Below are 23,000 nucleotides of genomic sequence, written 5' to 3'. Positions count from 1 at the left end.
TTTAAGCCGCAGATCAGCCGCCCTGCGGCAGGCAGGCGTGGGTTAGTTTTGGTAGTCGCTCTCAGCATCACCGGCATGGCCGTCGCGCAGATCGTCGAGCGGAGCGCTGCTGCCGCGGAATCGTGCAGCGCCATCCGGGACCAATGGCATTCCCGCGCGCGGCGAGGCGCGCCGTAGGATGGAAGTCCCCCACGCCGCAGGATTTCGCATGACCCCCACCGTGCGCCGATCGCTTACCGTTGCATTGTCACTGGCATGCGTTGCCGTGCCCGCACTTGCCGCGCCCGCACCAGCCAGTTCCGCAACCGCAGCACCCGCACCGGCCAGCCCTTTCGATCCACTGGCCATGTTCGCCCCGTTGCAGTTACCCGATGCGCCCAATGCCTACCGCAGCGGCAGTGGCGTGCCCGGGCCGTTGTTCTGGCAGAACCGTGCCGATTACCAGCTGGACGCGCGCATCGATCCGGCCAGCCACACGCTCACCGGCACCGCCGCCATCCATTACACCAACCACAGCCCGGACGCGTTGGACGTGCTGTGGCTGCAGCTGGACCAGAACATGTACCGCGCCGACGCGCGCGCGGCGGCCAGCCGTCCATCGCGGCGCACCGAGTTCACCGAGGGCATGCAGATCGCCAGCGTGGAGATCGAGCGCGATGGCCGCCGCCAGCCCGCGCATTTCGTGGTGGACGACACTCGCATGCGCGTGGACCTGCCGCAGCCGCTGGCCGGGCAGGGCAAGGAGCTGACGCTGCAGATCCGTTACCGCTACCGCATTCCCGGCACCTGGGGCGGGCGCACCGCTTACAGCGCAAGCAAGCAGGGCGAGATCTACGAGATTGCGCAGTGGTACCCGCGCATGGCCGTCTACGACGATCTGCGTGGCTGGGACACGCAACCGTATCTGGGCTCGGAGTTTTATCTGGAGTACGGCGACTTCGATTACGCGGTGACCGTGCCGGATGGATTTCTGGTGGCCGGTTCCGGTGCGTTGACCAACCCGGCCGAGGTGCTCAGCCGCGCCGAGCAGCAACGCCTGCAACAGGCGCGCGACAGCGACCGCACGGTGCTGATCCGCACGCCCGCAGAAGTCGCCGCACGCGCAGCGGCACCGGCAGGCAACGGCACGCGCACCTGGCGTTTCCATATGGAGCACACGCGCGATGTCGCGTTTGCCGCATCGCCTGCGTTCGTCTGGGATGCCGCACGCGTCAACCTGCCGGGCGGCAAGCAGTCGCTGGCGATGTCGGTGTACCCGGTGGAGGGGGTGGGCGCGGATAAATGGAACCGCTCCACCGAATACGTCAAAGGTGCGATCGAACATTTTTCGCAGTGGTATGCGTACCCGTGGCCCGCTGCGATCAACCTGGGCGGCTACGGCGCGGGCATGGAATACCCCGGCATCGTGTTCGATGGCTTCGAAGACGGCGGCAAGGACCTGTTCTGGATCACCGCACACGAGATCGGCCACACCTGGTTCCCGATGATCGTCGGCTCCAACGAACGCCGCCATGCCTTCATGGACGAAGGCTTCAACACCTTCATCGATGTGTACGCATCGGATGCTTTCAACAAGGGCGAATACGCGCCCAAGCGCGACTCGGAATATGCGCCCAAGGGCGGAAACCCGGTCGATGAAATCCTGCCGTTGCTGGCAGATCGCACGGCGCCCACCTTGATGGATATCGCCGATGCCACCAGCGAAACCTACCGTCATCCGCTGACCTATTTTAAAGGCGCATTAGGGTTGGTGTTGCTGCGCGAGCAGATTTTGGGACCGGAGCGCTTCGATCCGGCGTTTCGCAAGTACATCGCCACCTGGGCTTACAAACATCCCACGCCTTCGGATTTTTTCCGGTTGATGGAAAGTGAAAGCGGTGAAGACCTGAGCTGGTGGTGGCGCGGCTGGTATCTCAATAACTGGCAGTTGGACATGGGCATCGCCCGCGCGCAGTACGTCGATCACGACCCGGCCAAGGGGCTGCAGCTCACCTTGCGTAGCCGACAGAAACTGGTGATGCCGGTCACCGTGCGGGTGGATCTGGCCGACGGCAGCCATCTGGACCGTCGCGTGCCGGTGGAGACCTGGCTGCAGAACACCGCCCCGACCTTGACCCTGCCCACCACGCAAAAAGTGCTGCATGTGACCCTGGACCCGGATCATGCGCTGCCGGATGCCGACCGCAGCGACGATCGCGTGGACGTGATCGGCTGACCGTCGCCAGCGCGAGCGGGCTGACGACCCCGCTGGCCAATGCGCGCAATCGCCGCGCGCTGCAACCGCGTTCTACGGCGCAATCGATTGCGAAGATTGCGCCGTTTTTCTTTGTGCACCCGTCAGCGCTGCACTGGTTTCCAACGCCACGACGCCAGCCGGCATCAGTGCATGGCCAGCGTGTGCGTCGCGCGTCTGAGTCAGCCGCGTTGTTGTCGATGCGACGTTTGCGCAATCGCCTTGCGCGACCCTGCTGCGCCGGTTTCATTGTGCGAATTTCACCGTGGCCGTCGCCGGTTTTCGCGCAATCGGATGATAACGCTTACAGCCGCGCTGCCATTGAGTACCGCATGCGGGCTCAAGCGAGTGCCGTATCGGCTGTAACAGTGCGTGCCCATCACTATGCTGCAACGCACGGTGACAAGCGCTTTATCGCCTGACTAGGCTGCGCAGCGTGTTAGCGCTATCACTGGCAGACACACCGTGCAGGGCACGCGTTGCGCAGCTGTCGCCGACATCACCTCTGTTGGCGATGTCTGCTGCAGGCAGGCAATGCACAACGCAGTCGACGATCGTAGGGGCGATCGGCGGCATGCGCGCTAGGGGACCGTTAGAGCAACCAACAAAACGTAGCGAGCAGTGGTCAGGCGAGTGCGGACGGCGCGCTCAGAACCGGAATGTACGAGCGGTACATGCCGTTCCGAGCACAGGCCCCGTCCGCCTGGCGGCTGCACAGCAGGTTTGTTGGCTGCTCGTATTCACAGCAGTGCTGTTCCATCGCCCACCGGGCGGTGGTTATGACTTCGCCGTGTCGCATGCCGCGACATCGGCCGTAGGCGGTTGGACTCCACTCCCGAGGACACATCGATGCGTCGTACGTTGAACAGCTTCAAGTCGAAGGCCATGTTCACCTTCGTTGGCGGCCTGTTGGTCATCAATCCCGCGTTTGCGCAGGACGTCGCGCCGCCGACACCCGCGCCGCAGTCCAGCAGCGACTCTGCCACCACGCTCGATACCGTCAACGTCACCGGTATCCGCAGCAGCCTGGACCAGTCGATGGGCATCAAGCGCGATGCCGCCGGTGTGGTGGATGCGATCAGCGCCGAAGATATCGGCAAGTTTCCGGACACCAACCTGGCCGAATCGCTGCAACGCATCACCGGCATCTCGATCGAACGCCGCGATGGCGAAGGCGCGCAGGTCACCGCCCGCGGCTTCGGCCCGCAATTCAATACGGTCACCCTCAATGGCCGCCTGATTCCCGGTGCCGACGCCTTCGGTGCGCCCGGGCAGACGCCGATCGGTGGCGTGGATGTGGGCACGCGCGCATTCAATTTCGCGCAGCTCGCCTCCGAAGCCATTACCGGCATCGAAGTGTTCAAGACCAGCCGCGCCACTGCACCCAGCGGCGGTATCGGCGCCACGATCAACATCCAGACCGACAAGCCGTTCAATCACGAGGGCGTGGTGGCCAATGCCGGCGCCAAGATGGTGTCCGACCGCTCGCAGCCGTTCGGCGATTCGCTCACCCCGGAAGTGTCGGGCATCTTCAGCTACACCAACCCGGACAAGACCTTCGGTATCGGCCTGAGCGCCAGCTACCAGAAGCGTCATGGCGGCTCGGTGCAGGCCACCGAAAATCGCTGGAACATCCAGCGCTGGACCGGCACCGACCCGGCACTGCGTCCGGACACCGTGGTGACCAACGCCCCGGCCATCGGTCAGCTGTATGGATTGCCCAACGATATCCGTTACGCGTTTGCCGATTTCCAGCGCGAGCGCATGAACGGCCAGGCGGTGATGCAGTTCGCACCGACCGACAGCCTCACGCTGACCCTGGATTACACCTATTCGTCCAATGAAATCCGCGAAGAACGCGGCGAGCAGGGCATCTGGCTGCAACGCGCCAACAGCTTCACCGATCTGACCTTCGATACCGGTCAGACCGTGGCCACGCCGGTGTATCTGCGCGATGTGCCCAACGGCGCCAAGGACTTCGGCATGGAGCAGCAGCGCAACGAGCAGAAGTACACGCTCGGCTCGCTCGGCTTCAATGCGGACTGGCAGGTGAGCGACCGCTTCCAGCTGACCTTCGATGCGCACAACTCCAAGACCCAGAGCCTGCCCAACGATCCGGTCACCGGCGGCAGCGCGACTTATTTCAGCTTTGCCGGCACCAACAACTGCACCGGTGGTCCGTCCTGCGGCGGCCAGTGGGGGCAGGAGTTGTGGTTCAACAACTCGCTGCCGATCGGCGCACGCACGTGGTATCCCACCGTCGCCGATTCGCTGGCCGGAACCAATGGCGTGGTCAACCCTGACTTCACCAAGAACAATCTGGGTTCGCAGGTGCAGCGCATCTACTATCAAAAGCAGGTGACCGAGACCAAGGAAGGCCGCCTGGATGGCAAGTTCGATTTCGACGACGGGCGTTTCCAGTTCGGCGTCAGCTCGTCCAACACCACCATGCACCGCCTGACCAGCGACAATTACTCCACGCTGGGCGACTGGGGCGTGGCCAACGCCGGCAGGGAGCCAGGCATGACCGACCTGTTGCGGCCTGTGAGCATCGTCGGCATGTTCGATGACTTCAACGCCAATGGCGCCGCGCGTAATGCATGGCGCGGCGATGCCAGCCAGCTGGCGCTATGGGGTGGAAGCCAGTACGGCGCTGCGACGCGCTACAACCCGCTGTACAGCGCGGACAATCAGGTCGAAGAAAAGACCCGCGCGGCGTACGTGCAACTGGAATTGACTGGCGACATCGCCGGCATGACCACCAACACGCGCCTGGGCCTGCGTTACGAGCGCACCGATGTGGAATCCACCTCGCAGGTGGCCACGCCCGTCGCGCTGCAATGGCAGGCCAACAACGACTTCCAGTTGCTGCGCTCCGCCGAACAGCAGCCCTTCAGCGAAAAGACCAGCTACAACTACATCCTGCCGAATCTGGATTTCAGCATCGATATCACCGATCAGCTGAAAGGCCGTGCCTCGTTCGGCCAGACCATCGCGCGGGCGCCGTACAACAACCTCATCGCCGGACCCACGCCGAACACGCCGTCCGGCTCGGTCCTGATCAACCCGTCCAACCGCGCCAGTGGCGATTCGCAGACGCCGACCCTGGACCCGCTGGAATCGGACAACCTCGACCTGGCGCTGGAATGGTATTTCGCCGATGCCAGCTATGTGTCGGCAACGTTCTGGAACAAGCGCGTCAGCAACTTCATCGGCACCACAGTCTCGCGCGAAACCCTGTACGGCTTGACCGACCCGACCTCGGGGCCGGACGCGCAGGCGGCATTGGCGTTCCTGCAAAGCGGCGCTTGCACCGCGCAGGTGGGCGCCGCCGGCAACGACGTGGCGGCGGCCTGCTCGGCCAACGATACCTCGCTGTTTGCGGCAATGGCCTTGCTGCGTAACGCCGCTGCCACCGGTGGCCTGGGTGCGTATAACGGCGGCTCGGCGCAAAGCCTGGCGTTGGAAAATGCGTACGACATCGTAGGCAATGCATCCGACCCGCTGTATCAGTTCGATGTGTCGCGACCGGTCAACCAGAACAAGGCCAACATCCACGGTTGGGAGCTGGGCGGTCAGTACTTCTTCGGCAGCACCGGCTTTGGTATCTACGCCAACTACACCATCGTCGAAGGCGATGTCGCGTTCGACAACAACGTCATCGATCGCGATCAATTCGCGTTGCTTGGCTTGAGCGATACCGCCAACGTGATGCTGATGTTCGAGAAGTACGGCTGGAGCGCGCGTCTGGCCTGGAACTGGCGCGACGAGTACCTGATCGCGGCCAATCAGGACGCCTCCAATCGCAACCCGTACTACGTGGAGGCTTATCAGCAGATCGATCTCAGCCTCAGCTACGCGGTCAACAAGCAGCTGTCGGTGGGTTTTGAGGCGATCAACCTCACCGGCGAAGACGTGCGTTGGCACGGGCGGTCGGAGAAGCAGATCGTCCGCCTGATCGACCAGCAGCCGCGCTATACGTTGGGTGTGCGCTACGCGTTCTGAGTGCATCGCAGGGGGGGATGCTTTGACGCCAGTGCGGCCTGTCTGCGCAGCCGGTGTGTGCCTTGGTGCACGCCGGTTGCCGCGCAGGCTGTCTCTGCGCGATACGCGCATGCGATGGTGTCAGTCGAGATCTGTGTGGGAGACGCTGCCGCGCCAGCCACGCAGGCTGCATGCGTCATCCGGCAGCGATATTTCAGACGAGCGCAACAGGCGGCACAGGTGCGCTGCGTCATCGAAGTGAAACCGGCGGACGGATGACGTGTCCGCCAATCGACAGCCCATCATCTGCAGTCCACCGGCACATGCTGCTCTGCCGCTTGCCGGCTTCGCACTTTTTGGCAATGCTCGCGGGCAGCAGGCGCGGCATGTCGTCGCGTGATCGATCCCCGACCGGTGCAGTGCCCATCGCAGGCCACTGCTGGAGCTTTAGATGACGCGATATGCAGTGCTCAACAATGTGGCGCACCACGATCTGCGCGTGATTCTGCGCTTTGGTGCCGAATTCGGCGATGCGGTGGGCTTTGTGCCGGCGTTCGTCACCGAGTACGCCGAGCTGCAACGCGAATACCCGCTGTTCTTTCGCAAGGATGCGGCCACCGGCGCCTATCAGTCGGTGGCCCTGCTGGGCTTTGCGCCCGACGAAAACCTGTTTCTGCAAGACGGCCGCTGGAATGCCGGTTACCTGCCGGGCATCGTCGCCAAGGGGCCGTTTCTGATCGGGTTTCAGGAGCAGCGGATCGATGGCGCGCTGGTGCAGGAGCCGGTGATTCATGTCGACCTGGAGCACCCGCGTATCAGTCGCGCCGACGGCGAACCGGTGTTTCTGCCGCAGGGCGGGCATAGCGCATATCTGGAACACATCATCAGCGTATTGCGCGGCATCCGTGACGGCATGGATGCGGGGCAGGCGATGTGCGCCGCCTTCGATGCGCTGGGCCTGATTCAACCGGTGAAGCTGGATGTAGTGCTCGACGACAGCCACGGCGTGCACCTGGAAGGGCTGTACAGCATCGACCGTGAGCGATTGGCCGCGCTGGATGGCGCAGGCTTGCAGCAGCTGCATCACGCTGGGTATCTGGAAGGCGCCTTTTTGATGCTGGCCTCGCACCACAACCTGCGCCGGCTGATGGGCGAGAAGCAGCGCCGGCTACAGCACTTGCAGGCCGCTGTTGCAGCCGCCGCACACGCTTGATCGCATGAGCGCATTGTCATCGATCGCCCCGTTGCCCGAGCGCGGCGACTGCCGGCCGGATGCGGCATTGCTGGCGCAGTTGTGCGCGGCCGCGCAACCGCTGGTGCTGCGCGGGGTGGCGCGCGACTGGGCGCTAGTACAGGCCGCGCGGCGTGGTACATCGCAGGCCATGGCGCAGTTGCGCAGCATGGATACCGGCCGCGCACTGCAGTATTCGTATGGCGCTCCGGACATCGGCGGCCGGCCGTTTTATCGCGACGATTGCAGCGATCTCAACTTCGAGGTGCAGCGCGGTAGCTTGAGCGCGCTGCTGGACGCGATCGACGCGCATCTGGACGATCCGCAGCCGCCCACGTATTACCTGGCCTCGTTGCCGATCGATGCGCATCTGCCGGATTTTGCGGCAGGCAATGCGCTGGATGTCAGCGCAGACGGCAACGCCGTGCCGCCCAGCATCTGGATCGGCAACCGGGTCATCGCCTCCTGCCATTTCGATGCGCCCAATAATCTGGCGGTGTGCGCAGTAGGCCAGCGGTGCTTCACGCTGTTTGCGCCCGAGCAGGTGGCCAATCTGTATCCGGGCCCGCTGGAGCCCACGCCGGGCGGGCAGGTGGTGAGCATGGTGGATGTGATCAATCCGGATCTTGCGCGCTATCCGCGCATGGCCGATGCGTTGTCGCAGGCGCGTACGGCGGTGCTGGAACCGGGCGATGCGATTTTCATCCCCAGCATGTGGTGGCACCACGTGCAATCGCTGCAGCCGTTCAATGTGCTGGTCAATTATTGGTGGAGCACCGCTCCGGCGCAGCTGCCTGCACCGATGCAGGCGCTGTATCACGCGCTGTGGGCCATCCGCGACCGACCGGCGTCGGAAAAGGCCGCCTGGCGTGCGTTGTTCGACTACTACGTGTTCGGCCCTGCCGAGCGTGCCGGCGAACATCTGCCCGAGCACGCGCGCCAGGTGCTGGGCCCGATCGACCCCACACTGGCGCGCCAGCTGCGCGCCATGCTGATCGGCAAGCTCAATCGCTGATCGCCTCCATCGTGTTGTGCTCCCACTGACAGGAAAACGCCGTGAACCAGGCCAGGATTCGCAAGGTTGTCATCGCCGGGGGCGGCACCGCCGGCTGGATCGCCGCCTGCGCGTTGTCGCATCAATTTCGCGACTTGTTGGACATCACCCTGGTCGAGTCCGATCAGATCGCCACCGTGGGGGTGGGCGAGTCCACGGTGCCGCCCATCCGCACCTTCCATCGGTTTTTGCAGATCGACGAACAGGAATTTCTGCGCGCGGTCGCCGGCACGTTCAAGCTGTCGATCTCGTTCGAGCACTGGCGCCGGCAGGGCGAGCGCTATATCCACCCCTTCGGCATTACCGGCCAGAGCACGCTGGTGTGCGCGTTCCATCATCTATGGCTGGAAAGTCAGCGCCGCGGCATGCCCGGCGCGTTCGGCGATTACTGCCTGGAAACCGTGGCCTCGCGGGTGGACCGCTTCGCATTGCCACGTGAGCCGGCCGTCAACTATGCCTACCACCTGGACGCGGCGTTGTACGCGCGGTTTCTGCGCACGCGCAGCGAAGCGCACGGGGTCACGCGTGTCGAGGGCAAGATCCAGCAGGTGACGTTGCAGCCGGATAGCGGCGATGTGGCCGCGCTGGTGCTGGAGGACGGGCAGGTGATCGAAGGCGACCTGTTCATCGATTGCACCGGCTTCCGTGGTCTGTTGATCGAACAGACAATGCACACCGGCTACGAAGACTGGAGCCACTGGCTGCCGTGCGATCGCGCAGTGGCGGTGCAGACCGAAGCTGTGGGCCCGCCGGTGCCGTATACGCGCGCCATTGCGCATGAGGCGGGGTGGCGCTGGCATATTCCGTTGCAGCATCGCGTTGGCAACGGGCTGGTGTTTTCCAGCCAGCACATGTCCGATGACGAGGCGCACGCCAAGCTGCTGCGCGACACGGCCGCAACCCCGGTCAAGGAGCCGTGGCTGGTGCCGTTCCGCACCGGGCGACGGTTAAAGGTCTGGAACAAGAATGTGGTCTCGCTCGGTCTGGCCAGCGGTTTTATCGAGCCGTTGGAATCCACCAGCATCCATCTCACCATTGCCGCGGTGGTACGGTTGATCACGTTGTTTCCGGCCGATGGCATCGCGCCATCGCAGGTCGATGTGTTCAACGACATCAGCCGCACCGAGATGGAACATGTGCGCGATTTCGTCACCTTGCACTACCACGCCACGCAGCGCGACGAGCCGCTGTGGCAGCAGTGTCGCGACATGGAACTGCCCGACTCGCTGCGCCTGCGTCTGCGTGCCTGGCGCGAGCGCGCGCACGCCTGGCAAGGCACCGACGAACTGTTTCGCGTGGACTCCTGGACGCACGTAATGCTGGGGCAGGGCATCGTGCCGCAGCAGCATCATCCGCTGGCGGCGGCGTTGTCCGACACCGATCTGCGCCGCCTGCTGGATGGCATTGCGCAGCCGATCCAGCGCGTGGTGGAGCAGATGCCGTCGCAGCAGGACTTCATCGAGCGCTATTGCAAGGCTGACGAGCAGGTGTGGGGTGGGCGCAGGCGGGTGGCTATGTAGGTATGTTTAGTTGCTTGTTTCCCCGCACCTTAAGATGCCTGCGTGCTCCAACTAAAGATCACGATATGAAGGCGATTAGGTGCACTGCGTTTCAGGAGTAACGGGAAACGTGTTGATTGATCTGGAAGCCACAATGCCTGCAAGGTGCTGGTTGCTCCGCCGAGCGTAGTAATGCTGCCGGACCATGATAGGAACGCTTGCATTTTGGGCAGGGGCTGCGCAGAAATGGTAGCGCCGTCAATACGATAATGATGGCGCTCACCGCCGACAGTAGTACGCCAACCATCAGTAACGCGTTGTCCTTGAATAGATCTCGGACTTGGAAAAACGCCATGCCGGCGAACATCGCGATCAGTACACCGCTGCGAGCAAGCCGCTGGTTAGAGCGCATGCGCTCCATCGACGCGCGCAGACGGCGATTTTCCTGCATTGGATCAACGGCTGGTTCCATGTCTTGCGGCATTATTTTCGGCCTGCGAAATGCCCTGCAACGGGTAGCTAAAATGATGAAATTTGACTTGTTCGATCTTTCAAATTTTGGATATATTTTAATGCCTGCGCAACATTAATTTGATCCATGGTGTAGTTCCGCCAGCTACAGCCGCATCAAATCGGCGCCGACCACGATCGGCCCGGCGTAGTGCTTGCGCGCGCCCTCGCTCCACATCGCCTCAGTGATGCTGGGGTCGCCGCCTGGCACGAAGTGATTGAGTACCAGCATCTTTGCATTAGCCGCGGCGGCGATCCGTCCGACCTCTTCGCTGGTGGAATGGCTCTTGAGCAGGTGGTCCAGCAAGGTGGGGGCGTTGTCGTTGGTCTTGAGCATCTTTTCCAGCGCGGGCAGATACATCACCTCATGCACCAGGATGTCGGTGTCCTTGGCAAATGCAGCCAGCGCCGGCAGGTAGCGCGTATCGCCGGAGAACACCACCGTGCGGTCGCGGGCCTGGAAGCGGTAGGCGAACGCCGGTTTGAGCGTGTAGTGGTCCACCAGCGTGGCGGTCACCGTGACCTGATCGTTCTGCAACACGGTACCGGCCTGGTCGAACTCGTGCACATGGATGAGCGGTTTGAACGGCGGGCGGCCTTCCTCGCGGATGCGCGCTTCAATGTCGATGGCATGCATTTCGACGAACGCATCCACCATCTTGCCGATGCCCGGTGGCCCATACAGATGCACTGGCGTCTGCAAGCCACTGGCCCAGGCCAGCCACACCACAGTGAGCAGATCGGCGTTGTGATCGGAATGATGATGGGTCAGGAAGATATCGCGCAACGCGGGGAGCCGGATGCCGGCCTTGGCCAGCTGTTGGGCAACACCGTTGCCGCAATCGATCAGGTACGGCTGCCCGTCGATCACCAGCGCATTGGCTGCCGCCGCGCGCAGCGACGAGGGCGTTGGCCCGCCCTTGGTGCCGAGCAGCACCAGTACGCTGCCCTTGGCCGGGAACGGCGCAGGCGCGCTGCCGTTTGTTGCAGCCTTCTTGCGGGGAGCGGCGGCGAGTTGGCTTGCCGCCAGCAATGCGCCGGCACTGAGTGCGGTCTTGAGAACGTCGCGGCGGCTGCGGAGATTGGTGAAACTGGTCATCGCGGTTCCGGGATCATCGGGGGGCAGGATTTCGGCAGCGATCGAAACACGCCGCGCCGGCACGACTCAGCGTTGTTTCGCCACAAAGTCGCGCAGCGCGGGTGAGCGATAGAACGCCATGCACTGCGCAAAGATGGTGGTGAACGGACCACGGCGTGCTTCGTCCTTCATCGGCACCTCGCCACGGTGATACTCCGCCGTCTGTTGCGCAACAAAGGTCTGCAATCGCCCGGTGGCGCCAGGCCTGGCATTGTCCAGCGCGTAAGTGGTGAGCAGATACGAGCGGTCGCGCAGTTGGTCGGGTTCCAGCCTGCCGCTACGTTCGTAGTTCTGCTGCAGGCACAGCTGCAACGCATAGGCCTTGACGTCTTCCGCGGCGGCCGGCGTCGCGGCCATCGCGGCAGTGGAGACGGCGGACACTGCGGCAAGCAGCGCGGCGGTGACGGCGTGGCGACAGCGATGGGAAAACGGCATGCCGATCCTGGCGATGGAAGTGCTGGCAGTCTGCAGGATTGCCATGCGCTTTGCTCGCTTGAACGTGCGACGCGCTTGGCGTGACAAGAGCGTGGGTCGCATCGCCGCAGCGATGGCTGCGCAGGCACTACAGCATGCGACCACATGGATTGCCGGAGATTGCGCTTGGTGGCGTCTCCGCGAGGCCAGTCGGTCTCCGAAGCAGGTCGGCCCAACGTCCTGCGACGCGGCGTCATCCTGCCTGGCACCCGCACTGCCTTGGCTGCGTCGCACACGCTTGCCGCCATGCAGGCGAGTCCGCATAGTGCGCACCATCGGAACAAGAGCGTCGCAGCCATGGATGTGCGCAACACCACGAGACGGCGCGAGCGCCGTCGCTACGCATGCCAGCTCGCAGTGCTGACCTTGCTGTTGTCGTCGCAGGCGCAGGCCTGGCATCCGCAGTATCCGCCCTGGTCGCGGCCGCCCGTTGGCTCCGAGTGCAAAGTGGACTCGCTATCGGCGGTAGAAGGCAGCGTGCAGTGGGAGGGCGTGACCCATTTTCGCGATGCAAACACCGTGCTCGCCATGGATAACCGCGGCGCAGCGCCGATGTTGCAGGTACGCGACGCTGCCGGACGCGTGCTGCTGCCACCGGTCGAATTGGGCGGTGGGCTGCTTGGTTTTCATGACGTGGAGCGCGTGGATCTCAATGGCGACCATCGTCCGGATTATGTGGTGACCCTTGGCAGTGGCGGCGTTGGTCTGGCCGGCGGCAATGCGTGGCGCACCGTGGTGTTGTCGCAGGGCGATCGCTACCGCGCGCTGCGTGTGCCCACGCATGAACCCACCGTCGACGATTACCGGCTCGTGCCACGCCGTCGCGGTTGCGCGGTGCTGCAGCTGTCGGTGATCACCGCCAACCCGGCTGCGACCCGCGACCATCGCTGGCATACGTTCTGGGTGTACCGGTTGATGCGTTTTCAGAGCGCTCGCGCGATCGAAGCGAACCGCGCGTTACCGGGTCTGCCGAACTGGATTCTGTACACGCATCGCACTGGCAACAGCACTGCGACCACGCTGTTGAACGATGCCAGCAAGAGACAGTTGTGGAACGACCCATCGCGGGAGCGCATCACCGCGTTGCCGTAACTGCGCCAGGCAAGATGCTGGACACATCGATCCTGCAGATGGCTGTGCGGAGCACCGCTGTGCTTCTAAGAGTGGCTCACAACACGTGGCGATCAGTCGTCCGGCGCGTGTGGACGACGCACAGGGAACGGAGTCTACGAGTAGTGGTCCATGAGAATGTTGGGCACCGGTCACGCCCGCCTGACGGTTGCCCAGTAGTTTTGTAAGTAGCTCTAGATCGACACGCCCCACCACGTGGCACGCAAACGCGTGGCAGGCGATCTACCGCCTGCCACGCGTTGCTCTAAAACGCTTTGACGCTTACTGCCCGAAGAACGTGGAGATCGACGAATACACGTCGGAGAAGCGCGAGTAGTAATCCGGATCGGTCTGCGCGGTGCAGTACGAATACCCGCCATACAGGCCGCCGCGCAGCTGATACGCACCGCCACTGGCAATGGTGAACAGCCCCGAGCCGGACGAGCCGCCTTCGGTCACGCCGTCGTTCCAGACCACGCGGTACAGCGGCGTCTTGCCGTCGATGGAGGTGTTGAGCCCATTGACCGTGCCCAGCGAGTACTTTTTGACGTCACCCGCGGGGTGATGGATGCCCACGATCGAAGTACTGGTGGCACCGATCGCCGCGCTGTTCCATGCGGCATAGAACGCGCCGCTCGGCGGTGCGGTCTTCAGTTCCAGCAGCGCGGTGTCGCGCGTGGTATTGGCATGGCGCAGGAACGCGCCGCCGGTGAGCGTGGTCGCCTGCGAACTGGCGGTGTTGCCATTGCAGCTGGCCGCATCGTAGAACCAGTACGTCTGCAGGCTGTTGGCCACCGTCTGCGTGCTGATGCAGTGCGCCGCAGTCCAGAACAGATTGCGCTTGGGCGTGTTGGTGTTGTTGAGCAGGGTGCCAGTGCACAAGAACGAGCCCTGGCTGGTGGTGTACAGCATGCGCGCCACCGCCTTCGCGGCGCTGGTAAAGCCGGCGGTGGGATTGGCGCGGCATACGATGTCGTTCTGGCAGGAATCGCTTTCGCCGATGGCAATGGTCATCATGTCGCGCGGGCTGGCGGTGGGGCTGATATCCAGATGCGACAGCTGCGGAATGCTGAGGCTGAAGTTCTCCGGGTACAGGCCTGCCGGCAGCGACAGCTCGACCAGCAGGTTTTCGCCGCTCACGGTCGGCGACCAGCCGATGGCATCGCCGGTGCCGACGAAGCTGGCACCGGATTGTTCGAACACGCGGCCGTCGTCGCCGGCAAAACGCAGCGTCACCCTGGACGGGTCGCCCGGTTTTGCGCCGGCGCCACGCAGCAGCAACGCCGCACGCAACGATGCCGCCTGCGCGGAGCCCAGCTTCAAGGTCGCAACGCGCGAACCGTCGCCGGCCATCTGCCAATCGAGCTTGGTCAGGTTGACCAACGGCTGCGCCACCGCGCGCGTAAAGCCGATCTGCAGCGGCTGCCCATGCTTGACCTGCGCAATGCGGCGCTCACGCACGGCGCCGAGTTCCTTGCTGCTCGGTGCAGCCAGTTGCGCCACGCGCGTGGGCATGATGCCGCCGCGCAGGCTGGCCGACTGCAACGTCGCCGCGCCGAGCTTGGTCGCCTGCGGCGCGCTACTCACCGGTGCGGCATCCATCTCGGTGGGCGGCGCAGCCAGCGCAACGCCGGACACAGCAGAGAGCAGCGCGAGGTACAACGCATTCTTGCGATTCATGGGTAGTCCTTCTCGTCAGGGATCGGCAGGCTGCGGCGGGGGCCACACCCTTCGGCGCCATCGTTGGCGCCGAACGAGACTAGCGAATGTTTACAGCTGAATATGTGCTGAAAATCTCGTTCAGAGACGGGCGATCAAGAAAAATACAATCGCTTTTGCACACATCGATGCGTTGCGTCGTATGTGCGATGGACATGGGAGCGTCGCGCGCGCGTGTACTTATGCGCACGTGCAAGCATGCGTGCACAGCACTGTTGGAACAGCACGTTAGCGAGACTGGCTGCGCGACTCAGGAGGTCGACGAAAGATGCGCGTACGGCTAATGCATCGCGGTGTGCAGCGTTCGAGCGCGTATTGATGGGGCAGCAGCAGACGCGCGCACTGCAGCGTGCACGCAGTGCACAGTGGCAGGCAGAGATGCATGCGCTCAACGCCGCGCGCGAAGTGCTATTGCACTGCGTCGCTGGCGCGGAACTCGGTCGAGCGACCACTGACTTTCAAGAACGCCAACACGCACAACCCCACCACCATCCATGCGCTGCCGCCGAGCTGCGCATGCCGGTCGGCGTTGATCAACACATAGGCCAGGATCACGATGCCGATCAGCGGCACCACGCCATGCAACACGATCCGGCCCTGGTTGCGAAAGTGCCAGAGCACGGCGAGATGCAACAGTACGAATGCGGTCAGCGCACCGACGTTGCACAGCGACGACAGCAGCGCGATCTGGCCGACGAACACTTCGCCCAGTACCATGCTCAACGCTGCCACCAGCAGGATGGCGCGCTGCGGCACGCCGGTGCGTGGATGGATGTAGCGCAGAAACGCCGGCAACTGGCGGTCGCGCGCCATGGCGAACAACAGCCGTGAGGTTGCCGCTTGCGCCACCAGCGAATTGGCAATTGCCGCACTGATTGCCACCGTCAACGCAATGACGATCTGCAACCACGGCCCGGCAATCAGCCGGCCGATGTCGAAGAACGCATCGTTGGAGGCTTGCGCGCTTGGGTAACGCTGCAGCGTCGGTTGCAGCAACGCGGCCAGCCAGGTCTGCAGCACAAACAGGCCCGCCACCAGCACCAAGGCCAGCAAGGTGGCGCGGCCCACCACGCGGTTGCCGCCACGGGTTTCTTCCGACAATGTGGAGATCGCATCGAAACCCAGAAACGACACCACCGCCACCGACAGCGCACTGAAGATCAGTTGCGGCGAAAACGCCTGCGGGTTGTAGAACGGGCGCAGCGTCCACTGCGCGCCGTTGACGCCGCGCTGGATCGCCAGCGTCGCCAGCACCACGAACACCGCCAGCACCACCAACTGCGCGAACAGAAAAAATCGATTCGCGCGCGCCGTCGTTTCGATCCCGCGCAGATTGACCACGGTATTGAGCACCACGAAGAACGCGATCCATGCCGGCTGCGGTACCCCCGGCAACACGTTATGCATGGCATTGGCACCAACGACGTAGAGCAGGGTGGGCACCAGCAGATAGTCGAGCAGGATCGCCCAACCGGCGAGGAAGCCCATGCCGCTGCTTAGTCCACGGCCAACGTACGCGTACACCGAGCCGGCCACCGGAAATGCCTGCGACATCTGTTGATAGCTCAAGGCGGTGAACAGCATCGCCACGAAGCCGACCAGATACACCAGCGGCACCATCCCCGCACTGATGTCGAACACCCCGCCGAAGATCGAGAACGGCGCGGTCGGCACCATAAACACCAGGCCGTAGATCAGCAGATCCTTCAGCGTGAGCTGGCGCTTGAGCTCCTGCGTGTAGCCAAAACGTTCCAGCTCTGCCGCATCGTCGCGGCGTGGTGTATCGGTCATGCAGATATCCGCTGTAAGGAAGGCAGGTTCAGCGCAGGCGCGCGGTCCAGGACGCCGATGCTGCACTGCAGCTGTGTGACCGGCATTGTGACGATAATGTGGCCGGCAAGCCCATCCATTGGTAAAAGTGCTAGGTTTTCCGTGCTGGATGTCATCCAGCAATGGCGTCAACGGCTCCGAAGGACCCCCATGTTCGACACTCTGGCCAGCCTGGGCCGCGATCTGCAGGCACTGCGTACGCTCAATGCCTGTCTGGATCGGGTGTTCGGCGACGTGTGCGCGTTGGGCTTCCAGTCGCTGGTATACGACTACGCGCCAGTGCCGCTGAGCATGGAAGGCGCGCTGATCACCCCGACCGTGTTCATGCAGCGCAATGCCCCAGGCGATATGCAGCATGTCTGGTGCGAGCACGGTTACTACCAACATGACCCCGTTCAGCAGCGTGCCACGCGACGCACCACGCCCTTCGTGTGGTCGTACCGCACCGATGGCGACCGGCCCGGAGTGGAATACGTCGGCGCCCAGCACCGCCAGGTGACGCGCTATCTGTGCGACAGCGGCATGGCTACCGGTGTCACCGTGCCGCTGCATCTGCCCGGCGGCGCGTTTGCCACGTTCAGTGGCGCGGTCGACGCGAGTGCTGCCGAAGCGCCGCGCCTGGCCGAAGCGCAGCTTGCTCCGTTCTTGCTGCTTGCGCATGCGTTTCAGGCGCGTGCGCAGGAGCTGTTGGATCCGCAGGAGCGTCGTTGCCACCACATCGCGCTGACCAGGCGCGAGCGCGAATGCCTGCAGTATTCGGCCAAGGGGCTAACCGCAAAGAGCATCGCCGCCGCTCTCAATCGTTCCACCGCCACGGTCAACCTGCATCTGAATTCGGCCGCGCGCAAACTGGGGGCACGCAATCGTGTCGAGGCGGTGGTGCGTGGCATGCACTATCGGCTGCTGGAGCCTTAAGTACGTTGCGGTGGCTGCTTGTGGCATTGACTGCACGCGACGCATCGATGCGCGGCGATCGACGTTCTCAATGACCGGCGCCGCGTTGCGCAGGCTGGGTACGACGCCTGAGCGTGATAGCAAGGCACGCGCCTGCGTTGCCGTGCGTGATGCTGAAGACCTGGCCACGCTGCGCATCGCAGCAGTTGCAGCGATATGGTCGATAGTCGTCGACCTTGAACATCGAATTTGCGATTGGTCTGCGCAATCGTCGGTACTTCGTAGGCGTTTGTCCGCAGCCTTTCTAACGCGCAGTCCACCAACGCGATGGCCTCGAAACCGCTGCAAACCTGTGAGATTTGCCAGTTAACCCAGACGTAGCTGCCCGCTAGGCTCGGCGCTCATCATTAGCCGAGCAGGCGCAGGTCATGCAGTCCACCGAGGGGTATGTCCAATTCCGCGGCTATCGCACCTGGTACCGCATCAGCGGCGACCTGCGCAGCGATGCCTGCCCGCTGGTGGTGGTGCATGGTGGGCCCGGTTGCACGCACGACTATGTCGACAGCTTCAAGGACCTGGCCGGCAATGGCCGTGCGGTGATTCATTACGACCAGCTCGGTAATGGCCGCTCCACCCATCTGCCCAACGCGGATTCCGCGTTCTGGACGGTCGGGCTGTTTCTGGACGAGTTGCAGACGCTGATCGACCACTTGGGCCTCTCGCAATACGCCCTGCTGGGGCAGTCGTGGGGCGGGATGTTGGCCGCCGAGCACGCGGTGCGCCGGCCCAGCGGGTTGCGTGCGTTGGTGATCGCCAATTCGCCGGCGTCGATGGGCTTGTGGCGCGCGGCAGCGCTGCGTCTGCGCGCTGGCCTGCCCGAGCAGGTACAGGCCGCGTTGGACCAACACGAAGTCGCCGGCACGCTGGATCACCCGGAATACCGGGCGGCCAGTCAGGTGTTCTACGCGCAGCATGTGTGCCGCCTGGTGCCGTGGCCAGACGAGGTGGCGCGCACTTTCGCCGCCATCGATGCCGACCCGACCGTGTATCACGCCATGAATGGCCCAACCGAATTCCACGTGGTGGGCAGTCTGCGCAACTGGAGCATCATCGAGCGCCTGCACCGCATCATGGCGCCCACGCTGGTGCTGTCCGGCAAGTACGACGAGGCCACGCCGGAAACCGTCGAGCCGTACGCGCGTCTGATTCCGGATGCACGCTGGCATGTGTTCGCCAACTCCAGCCACATGCCGCACGTGGAAGAACGCGCTGCCTGCATGCGTCTGGTCGGCGACTTTCTCGATGACCACACGCCGTGGCCGGGCGGCGAGCTTGCGCATGTGTCGGGATCGATCGCTCGCGTTGTGTAAAGGCGCGGTGCTCCTGGTGGGCAGCTTGTCTGCCTGCTGCGTCGCGGCGTAGCACTGGCGCTGTCACGCTGTCGCGCGCCGACTATCGTGCAAAGCCGAGCATTGTCGCGCGAGCGTGTCGCAGTGGTGCGCTGCATCAGGCATGCGGACTGTGCGTGAGAACATCGCGCCAGCGCTCGACGAGACATCGACTGCGTGCGTCTGTGATATGCGGTCACCCTTGTCGTTCACTGCGTTGCTTGCCGCGCACTTGCGCGGCAAGCGGGTTTATGCGTCCACTGCGGCGTCATAGCGCTCGCAATCCACGCGCTGTCGGTCGTGCGTACTGCATTTAACACTGTGGCTGCATCAGCCTGTCATCGCCAGGAGCATCGGCTGATCTGACACTGCGCGGCTTGCGCCGGCATGTCATCAGCACTCGCCGCAGCGTGCCGTGCCTGGGGGACTGGTGCGCCATGTCATCGCTGCAACGCGGAGGCGAGGCAGCGGTGTTGCATACGCTTGATTGTCTATGACGCACGCACATCGTCGATGTAAAGGTTGTGCTGCGTTGCGTTGCGTGGCGCTGCATTGCAACAACCGATCGAAGCGACGCGCTGTCTCAGCGCAACCGTGCAGCAATCAGCGCCGATGTAGCTGGCTCTGCGCGCATCGTACGCATCGCAAATACCTGCATCTAGCCGCCAATCGCGCGTGGCGTTGCATGCACAGCAGTGTCCTGTCCTGCGTGTCTCTTGCTGTCTCTTTTGCATGTCCTGCAAAGAGAACACCGTGGTGCGTCAAAGTTCCAAAGATGGATAATTGTTTTATGTTCTAAATCGCGCGAAGAATGCGGCCCCCACGCACTGCTTTGCCGACGTCGTTGCCATCGCGCAGACGTCGCGCATCGCCTATCGACTTCTTTGGGAGAGGCTGCATGATTAGCAAGATGCTCCAGGGCGCACTCGCGCTTGCACTGTCCACGTGTGCCGCAAGCGCCATTGCCGGCCCGGTTGGCTACGGCGCTGCCACCACTGGCGGCGGCAACAAGACACCGGTCAACGTGGCCACCTTCGAAGCGATGCAGGCGGCCATCGACGGTTATTCCGGCAGTGGTGGTCTGGTGCTCAACTACACCGGCAAGTTCGACTTCGGCACCATCAAGGATGTGTGCGCGCAGTGGAAGCTGCCGGCCAAGACCGTGCAGATCAAGAACAAGAGCGATGTCACCATCAAGGGTGCGAACGGCTCGGCGGCCAACTTCGGTGTGCGCGTGGTCGGCAACGCGCATAACGTGATCATCCAGAACATGACCATCGGCCTGCTGCAAGGCGGCGAAGATGCCGATTCGATTTCGCTGGAAGGCAATTCCACTGGCGAACCGTCCAAGATCTGGGTCGACCACAACACCGTGTTTGCCTCGTTGACCAAGTGCTCCGGCGCCGGCGATGCCTCGTTCGATGGCGGCATCGACATGAAGAAGGGCGTTCACCACGTCACCGTGTCCTACAACTACGTCTACAACTATCAAAAGGTCGCGCTCAACGGCTACAGCGACAGCGATACCAAGAATTCGGCCGCCCGCACCACCTATCACCACAACCGCTTCGAAAACGTCGAGTCGCGCGTACCGTTGCAGCGTCGCGGGTTGAGCCATATCTACAACAACTACTTCAACAACGTCACCACCTCGGGCATCAACGTGCGCATGGGCGGCGTGGCCAAGATCGAGTCCAACTACTTCGAGAACATCAAGAATCCGGTGACCTCGCGCGACAGCAGCGAGATCGGCTATTGGGACCTGATCAACAACTACGTCGGCAGCGGCATCACCTGGGGCACGCCCGATGGCAGCAAGCCCTACGCCAATGCCACCAACTGGGTCAGCTCCAAGGTGTTCCCGGAATCGCTGGGCTATATCTACACCGTCACGCCGGCCGCGCAGGTCAAGGCCAAGGTGATCGCCACCGCAGGTGCAGGCAAGAATCTGGCCGAGTAAGCGTCGGCGCAGCGTTGCATCCATAGATCCCCGGCAATGCCGGGGATTTTTTTATGTGTCGCGAGGTTGCCGGCCACGCCTGTTGCATGTGTCTGAGGTGGCCGCGCGCCGCAGCGACATGCCGTTGGTAGGAGGGAAGGGCGATGACGACGGCGCATCGCCACACGGTTGGTGTGGATGGCGCCGCAGACGAGTTATCGCGGTACGAGATCACGGTGTGGCCAGGCCGCCTTCGATCAGCGCGCACGCTCGGCAACTTCACCACGTTGCAGCCCTGTCTTCAGACCGATCGGCGCGTCACCTCGCCTTGGCAATGCCAATGCCGCCGTCGGCGTTGCTCCTGCGGCCAGTGTGCACTGCAGCATGACGCGCGAACGCGTCGCGCACCGGCATGGCCTTGGGCAATCGCTTCGGAGCGAGCGCACGCTGTCGACGGCGCGGCCGCAGCTTCAGCCTGGCCCGGACGTCTTCGTCAAGAGGCGCGGCCGGCGCCACGACGCGGTATCGTGTCGCGTTACCACCTTCGCGATTCCGTCCATGTCGCTTCCGACCGATCCTGTTGCTGAGACCGCTGCGCCTGCGTTGCGCCATGCCTTGAAACCGCGGCAATTGATGATGATGGGCCTGGGCACGGCGATCGGCGCCGGGTTGTTCCTGGGCTCAGGCGTGGGCATCCATGCGGCCGGTCCGGCCGTGCTGGTGTCCTATCTGATTGCCGGCGCGCTGGTGATCATCGTGATGAACGCACTCGGCGAGATGGCCGCGGCCAAGCCGGCCAGCGGCGCCTTCTCGGTGTACGCGGCCGATGCGATGGGGGCGACTGCCGGCGCAACCGTGGGCTGGCTATGGTGGTTGCAGATCGTGGTGGTGATCGCCGCCGAGGCGGTGGGCGCGGCGAGCCTGTTGGCCACCGTGTGGCCGGCATTGCCGGTTCCGCTGCTGGCATCGATCTTCATGGCCACCTTCACCGTGATCAACTTGCTGGGCGTGCGCAATTTCGGCGAGTTCGAATTTTGGTTCGCCATCCTCAAGGTGGTCGCCATCGTGATCTTCCTGTTACTCGGCTGCGCATTGCTGGCCGGCCTGCTGCCAGGTGTGGCGTCGCCGGGGCTGTCCAATTTCACCCAGCACGGCGGCTTCGCGCCCAAGGGCCTGGCCGGCGTGGGTACCGCGTTGCTGGTGGTGGTGTTTGCCTTCGGCGGCACCGAGATCGTGGCCGTGGCGGCAGCCGAAACTGCCGACCCCGGGCGCAGCCTGGCGCGCACCATCCGCACCGTGGCCTGGCGCATCCTGGTGTTCTACATCGGTTCGATCAGCGTCATCGTGGCAGTGGTGCCGTGGACCAGCGCCGCGCTGAGTTCGCCGTTCGCCGCCGTGCTGGAAGTGGCGCGGATTCCCGGCGCGGCCACCGGCATCACATTGGTGGCGGTGGTGGCGCTGTTGTCGGCGCTCAACGCCAATCTCTACGGCGCCTCGCGCATGATCTTCTCGCTGGCCCAGCGCGGTGAGGCGCCGCGTTGGCTGGGTAACACCAGCCGCCAGCAAGTGCCGTTGGTGGCGGTGATCGCCAGTGTGCTGTTCGGTTTTGCCGCCGCCGTGCTGGAATTGCTGTATCCGGGCAAGGTGCTGCCGATGCTGCTCAATATCGTGGGTGCCACCTGCCTGCTGGTGTGGACCATCTCGCTGCTGTCGCAGTTGATCCTGCGTGCGCGTGCCGACCGTGCCGGTATCGCCTTGCCGTTCCGTATGCGCGGGTATCCGGTGTTGACGCTGCTGGCCTTGGCGATCCTGGCGGTGATCTTCGTGCTACTGGCGTCCTCGGCGGACACCCGCGCGCAATTCCTGTCGATGGTGGGGCTCACTGCCGGCATCGCCTTGATCAGCGAACTGGCACGCCGGGTACGCGCCGCGGCGTAATCGTGCCGGGTGCGTAGAGCCGACGCATCGGTTTGCATCGGCAAACTGTCGGCGCCTGC

The 23,000-nt window shown here is 63.6% G+C and carries 15 protein-coding genes and 2 other RNA genes; 10 read left to right on the top strand and 7 right to left on the bottom strand.

Annotation, left to right across the window (positions count from 1 at the left end):
* The first annotated feature begins 208 nt into the window (after positions 1–208).
* Positions 209–2,215, top strand: coding sequence for a M1 family metallopeptidase (locus tag ABQU90_RS07850; RefSeq protein ID WP_323521339.1), 2,007 nt, complete (start codon positions 209–211; stop codon positions 2,213–2,215).
* A gap of 617 nt (positions 2,216–2,832) precedes the next feature.
* On the opposite strand, the gene ABQU90_RS07845 is transcribed toward ABQU90_RS07850, so the two are convergent.
* A non-coding RNA gene (locus ABQU90_RS07845) (sX9 sRNA) lies at positions 2,833–2,909 on the bottom strand.
* Between the two features lie 173 nt (positions 2,910–3,082).
* On the opposite strand from ABQU90_RS07845, the gene ABQU90_RS07840 reads away from it, so the two are divergent.
* The 4 genes from ABQU90_RS07840 to ABQU90_RS07825 all read left to right on the top strand — a co-directional run bounded on the left by ABQU90_RS07840 (position 3,083) and on the right by ABQU90_RS07825 (position 10,022).
* A complete protein-coding gene (locus ABQU90_RS07840; RefSeq protein ID WP_055849484.1) occupies positions 3,083–6,238 on the top strand; it encodes a TonB-dependent receptor in 3,156 nt (1,051 codons plus the stop codon).
* A gap of 430 nt (positions 6,239–6,668) precedes the next feature.
* On the top strand, positions 6,669–7,430 hold the full coding sequence (locus tag ABQU90_RS07835; RefSeq protein ID WP_323521338.1) for a SapC family protein: 762 nt from the start codon (positions 6,669–6,671) through the stop codon (positions 7,428–7,430).
* Positions 7,431–7,434: 4 nt separating this feature from the next.
* On the top strand, positions 7,435–8,463 hold the full coding sequence (locus ABQU90_RS07830; protein WP_323521337.1) for a cupin-like domain-containing protein: 1,029 nt from the start codon (positions 7,435–7,437) through the stop codon (positions 8,461–8,463).
* A gap of 41 nt (positions 8,464–8,504) precedes the next feature.
* Positions 8,505–10,022, top strand: a complete 1,518-nt coding sequence (locus tag ABQU90_RS07825; RefSeq protein WP_323521336.1) for a tryptophan halogenase family protein — start codon at positions 8,505–8,507, stop codon at positions 10,020–10,022.
* A gap of 91 nt (positions 10,023–10,113) precedes the next feature.
* Here ABQU90_RS07825 and ABQU90_RS07820 read toward each other — a convergent pair whose 3' ends face one another.
* From ABQU90_RS07820 to ABQU90_RS07810, 3 genes are all read right to left on the bottom strand, one after another.
* Positions 10,114–10,473: a hypothetical protein gene (locus tag ABQU90_RS07820; RefSeq protein ID WP_323521335.1), complete on the bottom strand. Its 360-nt coding sequence runs from the start codon at positions 10,471–10,473 to the stop codon at positions 10,114–10,116.
* Positions 10,474–10,617: 144 nt separating this feature from the next.
* Positions 10,618–11,610: an MBL fold metallo-hydrolase gene (locus tag ABQU90_RS07815; RefSeq protein ID WP_323521334.1), complete on the bottom strand. Its 993-nt coding sequence runs from the start codon at positions 11,608–11,610 to the stop codon at positions 10,618–10,620.
* Between the two features lie 66 nt (positions 11,611–11,676).
* Positions 11,677–12,084 carry a hypothetical protein gene (locus ABQU90_RS07810; RefSeq protein ID WP_323515279.1) on the bottom strand — a complete coding sequence of 136 codons (408 nt, stop codon included), beginning with the start codon at positions 12,082–12,084 and terminating at the stop codon, positions 11,677–11,679.
* Between the two features lie 336 nt (positions 12,085–12,420).
* On the opposite strand from ABQU90_RS07810, the gene ABQU90_RS07805 reads away from it, so the two are divergent.
* Positions 12,421–13,215, top strand: coding sequence for a hypothetical protein (locus ABQU90_RS07805; RefSeq protein WP_323521333.1), 795 nt, complete (start codon positions 12,421–12,423; stop codon positions 13,213–13,215).
* Between the two features lie 73 nt (positions 13,216–13,288).
* On the opposite strand, the gene ABQU90_RS07800 is transcribed toward ABQU90_RS07805, so the two are convergent.
* The 3 genes from ABQU90_RS07800 to ABQU90_RS07790 form a co-directional block, all read right to left on the bottom strand.
* Positions 13,289–13,363, bottom strand: a non-coding RNA gene (locus ABQU90_RS07800) — sX9 sRNA.
* 152 nt (positions 13,364–13,515) lie between these two features.
* On the bottom strand, positions 13,516–14,913 hold the full coding sequence (locus ABQU90_RS07795; protein WP_323521332.1) for a trypsin-like serine peptidase: 1,398 nt from the start codon (positions 14,911–14,913) through the stop codon (positions 13,516–13,518).
* Between the two features lie 447 nt (positions 14,914–15,360).
* Positions 15,361–16,743, bottom strand: a complete 1,383-nt coding sequence (locus tag ABQU90_RS07790; RefSeq protein ID WP_323519747.1) for an APC family permease — start codon at positions 16,741–16,743, stop codon at positions 15,361–15,363.
* A gap of 189 nt (positions 16,744–16,932) precedes the next feature.
* Between ABQU90_RS07790 and ABQU90_RS07785 the strand changes: the two genes are divergently transcribed.
* From ABQU90_RS07785 to ABQU90_RS07770, 4 genes are all read left to right on the top strand, one after another.
* Positions 16,933–17,697 (top strand): helix-turn-helix transcriptional regulator, encoded by a 765-nt coding sequence (locus tag ABQU90_RS07785; RefSeq protein WP_115528581.1) that lies wholly within the window; start codon positions 16,933–16,935, stop codon positions 17,695–17,697.
* Positions 17,698–18,104: 407 nt separating this feature from the next.
* A complete protein-coding gene (locus tag ABQU90_RS07780; RefSeq protein WP_323521331.1) occupies positions 18,105–19,046 on the top strand; it encodes a proline iminopeptidase-family hydrolase in 942 nt (313 codons plus the stop codon).
* Positions 19,047–19,962: 916 nt separating this feature from the next.
* Entirely contained in the window at positions 19,963–21,024 is a 1,062-nt protein-coding gene (locus ABQU90_RS07775) for a pectate lyase family protein (protein WP_115513519.1), read from the top strand.
* Positions 21,025–21,561: 537 nt separating this feature from the next.
* On the top strand, positions 21,562–22,941 hold the full coding sequence (locus tag ABQU90_RS07770) for an amino acid permease (protein WP_323521330.1): 1,380 nt from the start codon (positions 21,562–21,564) through the stop codon (positions 22,939–22,941).
* Positions 22,942–23,000 lie beyond the last annotated feature (59 nt).

The organism is Xanthomonas sp. WHRI 10207 (genome assembly GCF_040202975.1).
Taxonomy (GTDB): domain Bacteria; phylum Pseudomonadota; class Gammaproteobacteria; order Xanthomonadales; family Xanthomonadaceae; genus Xanthomonas.
This window is presented reverse-complemented; position numbering and strand designations above follow the sequence as displayed.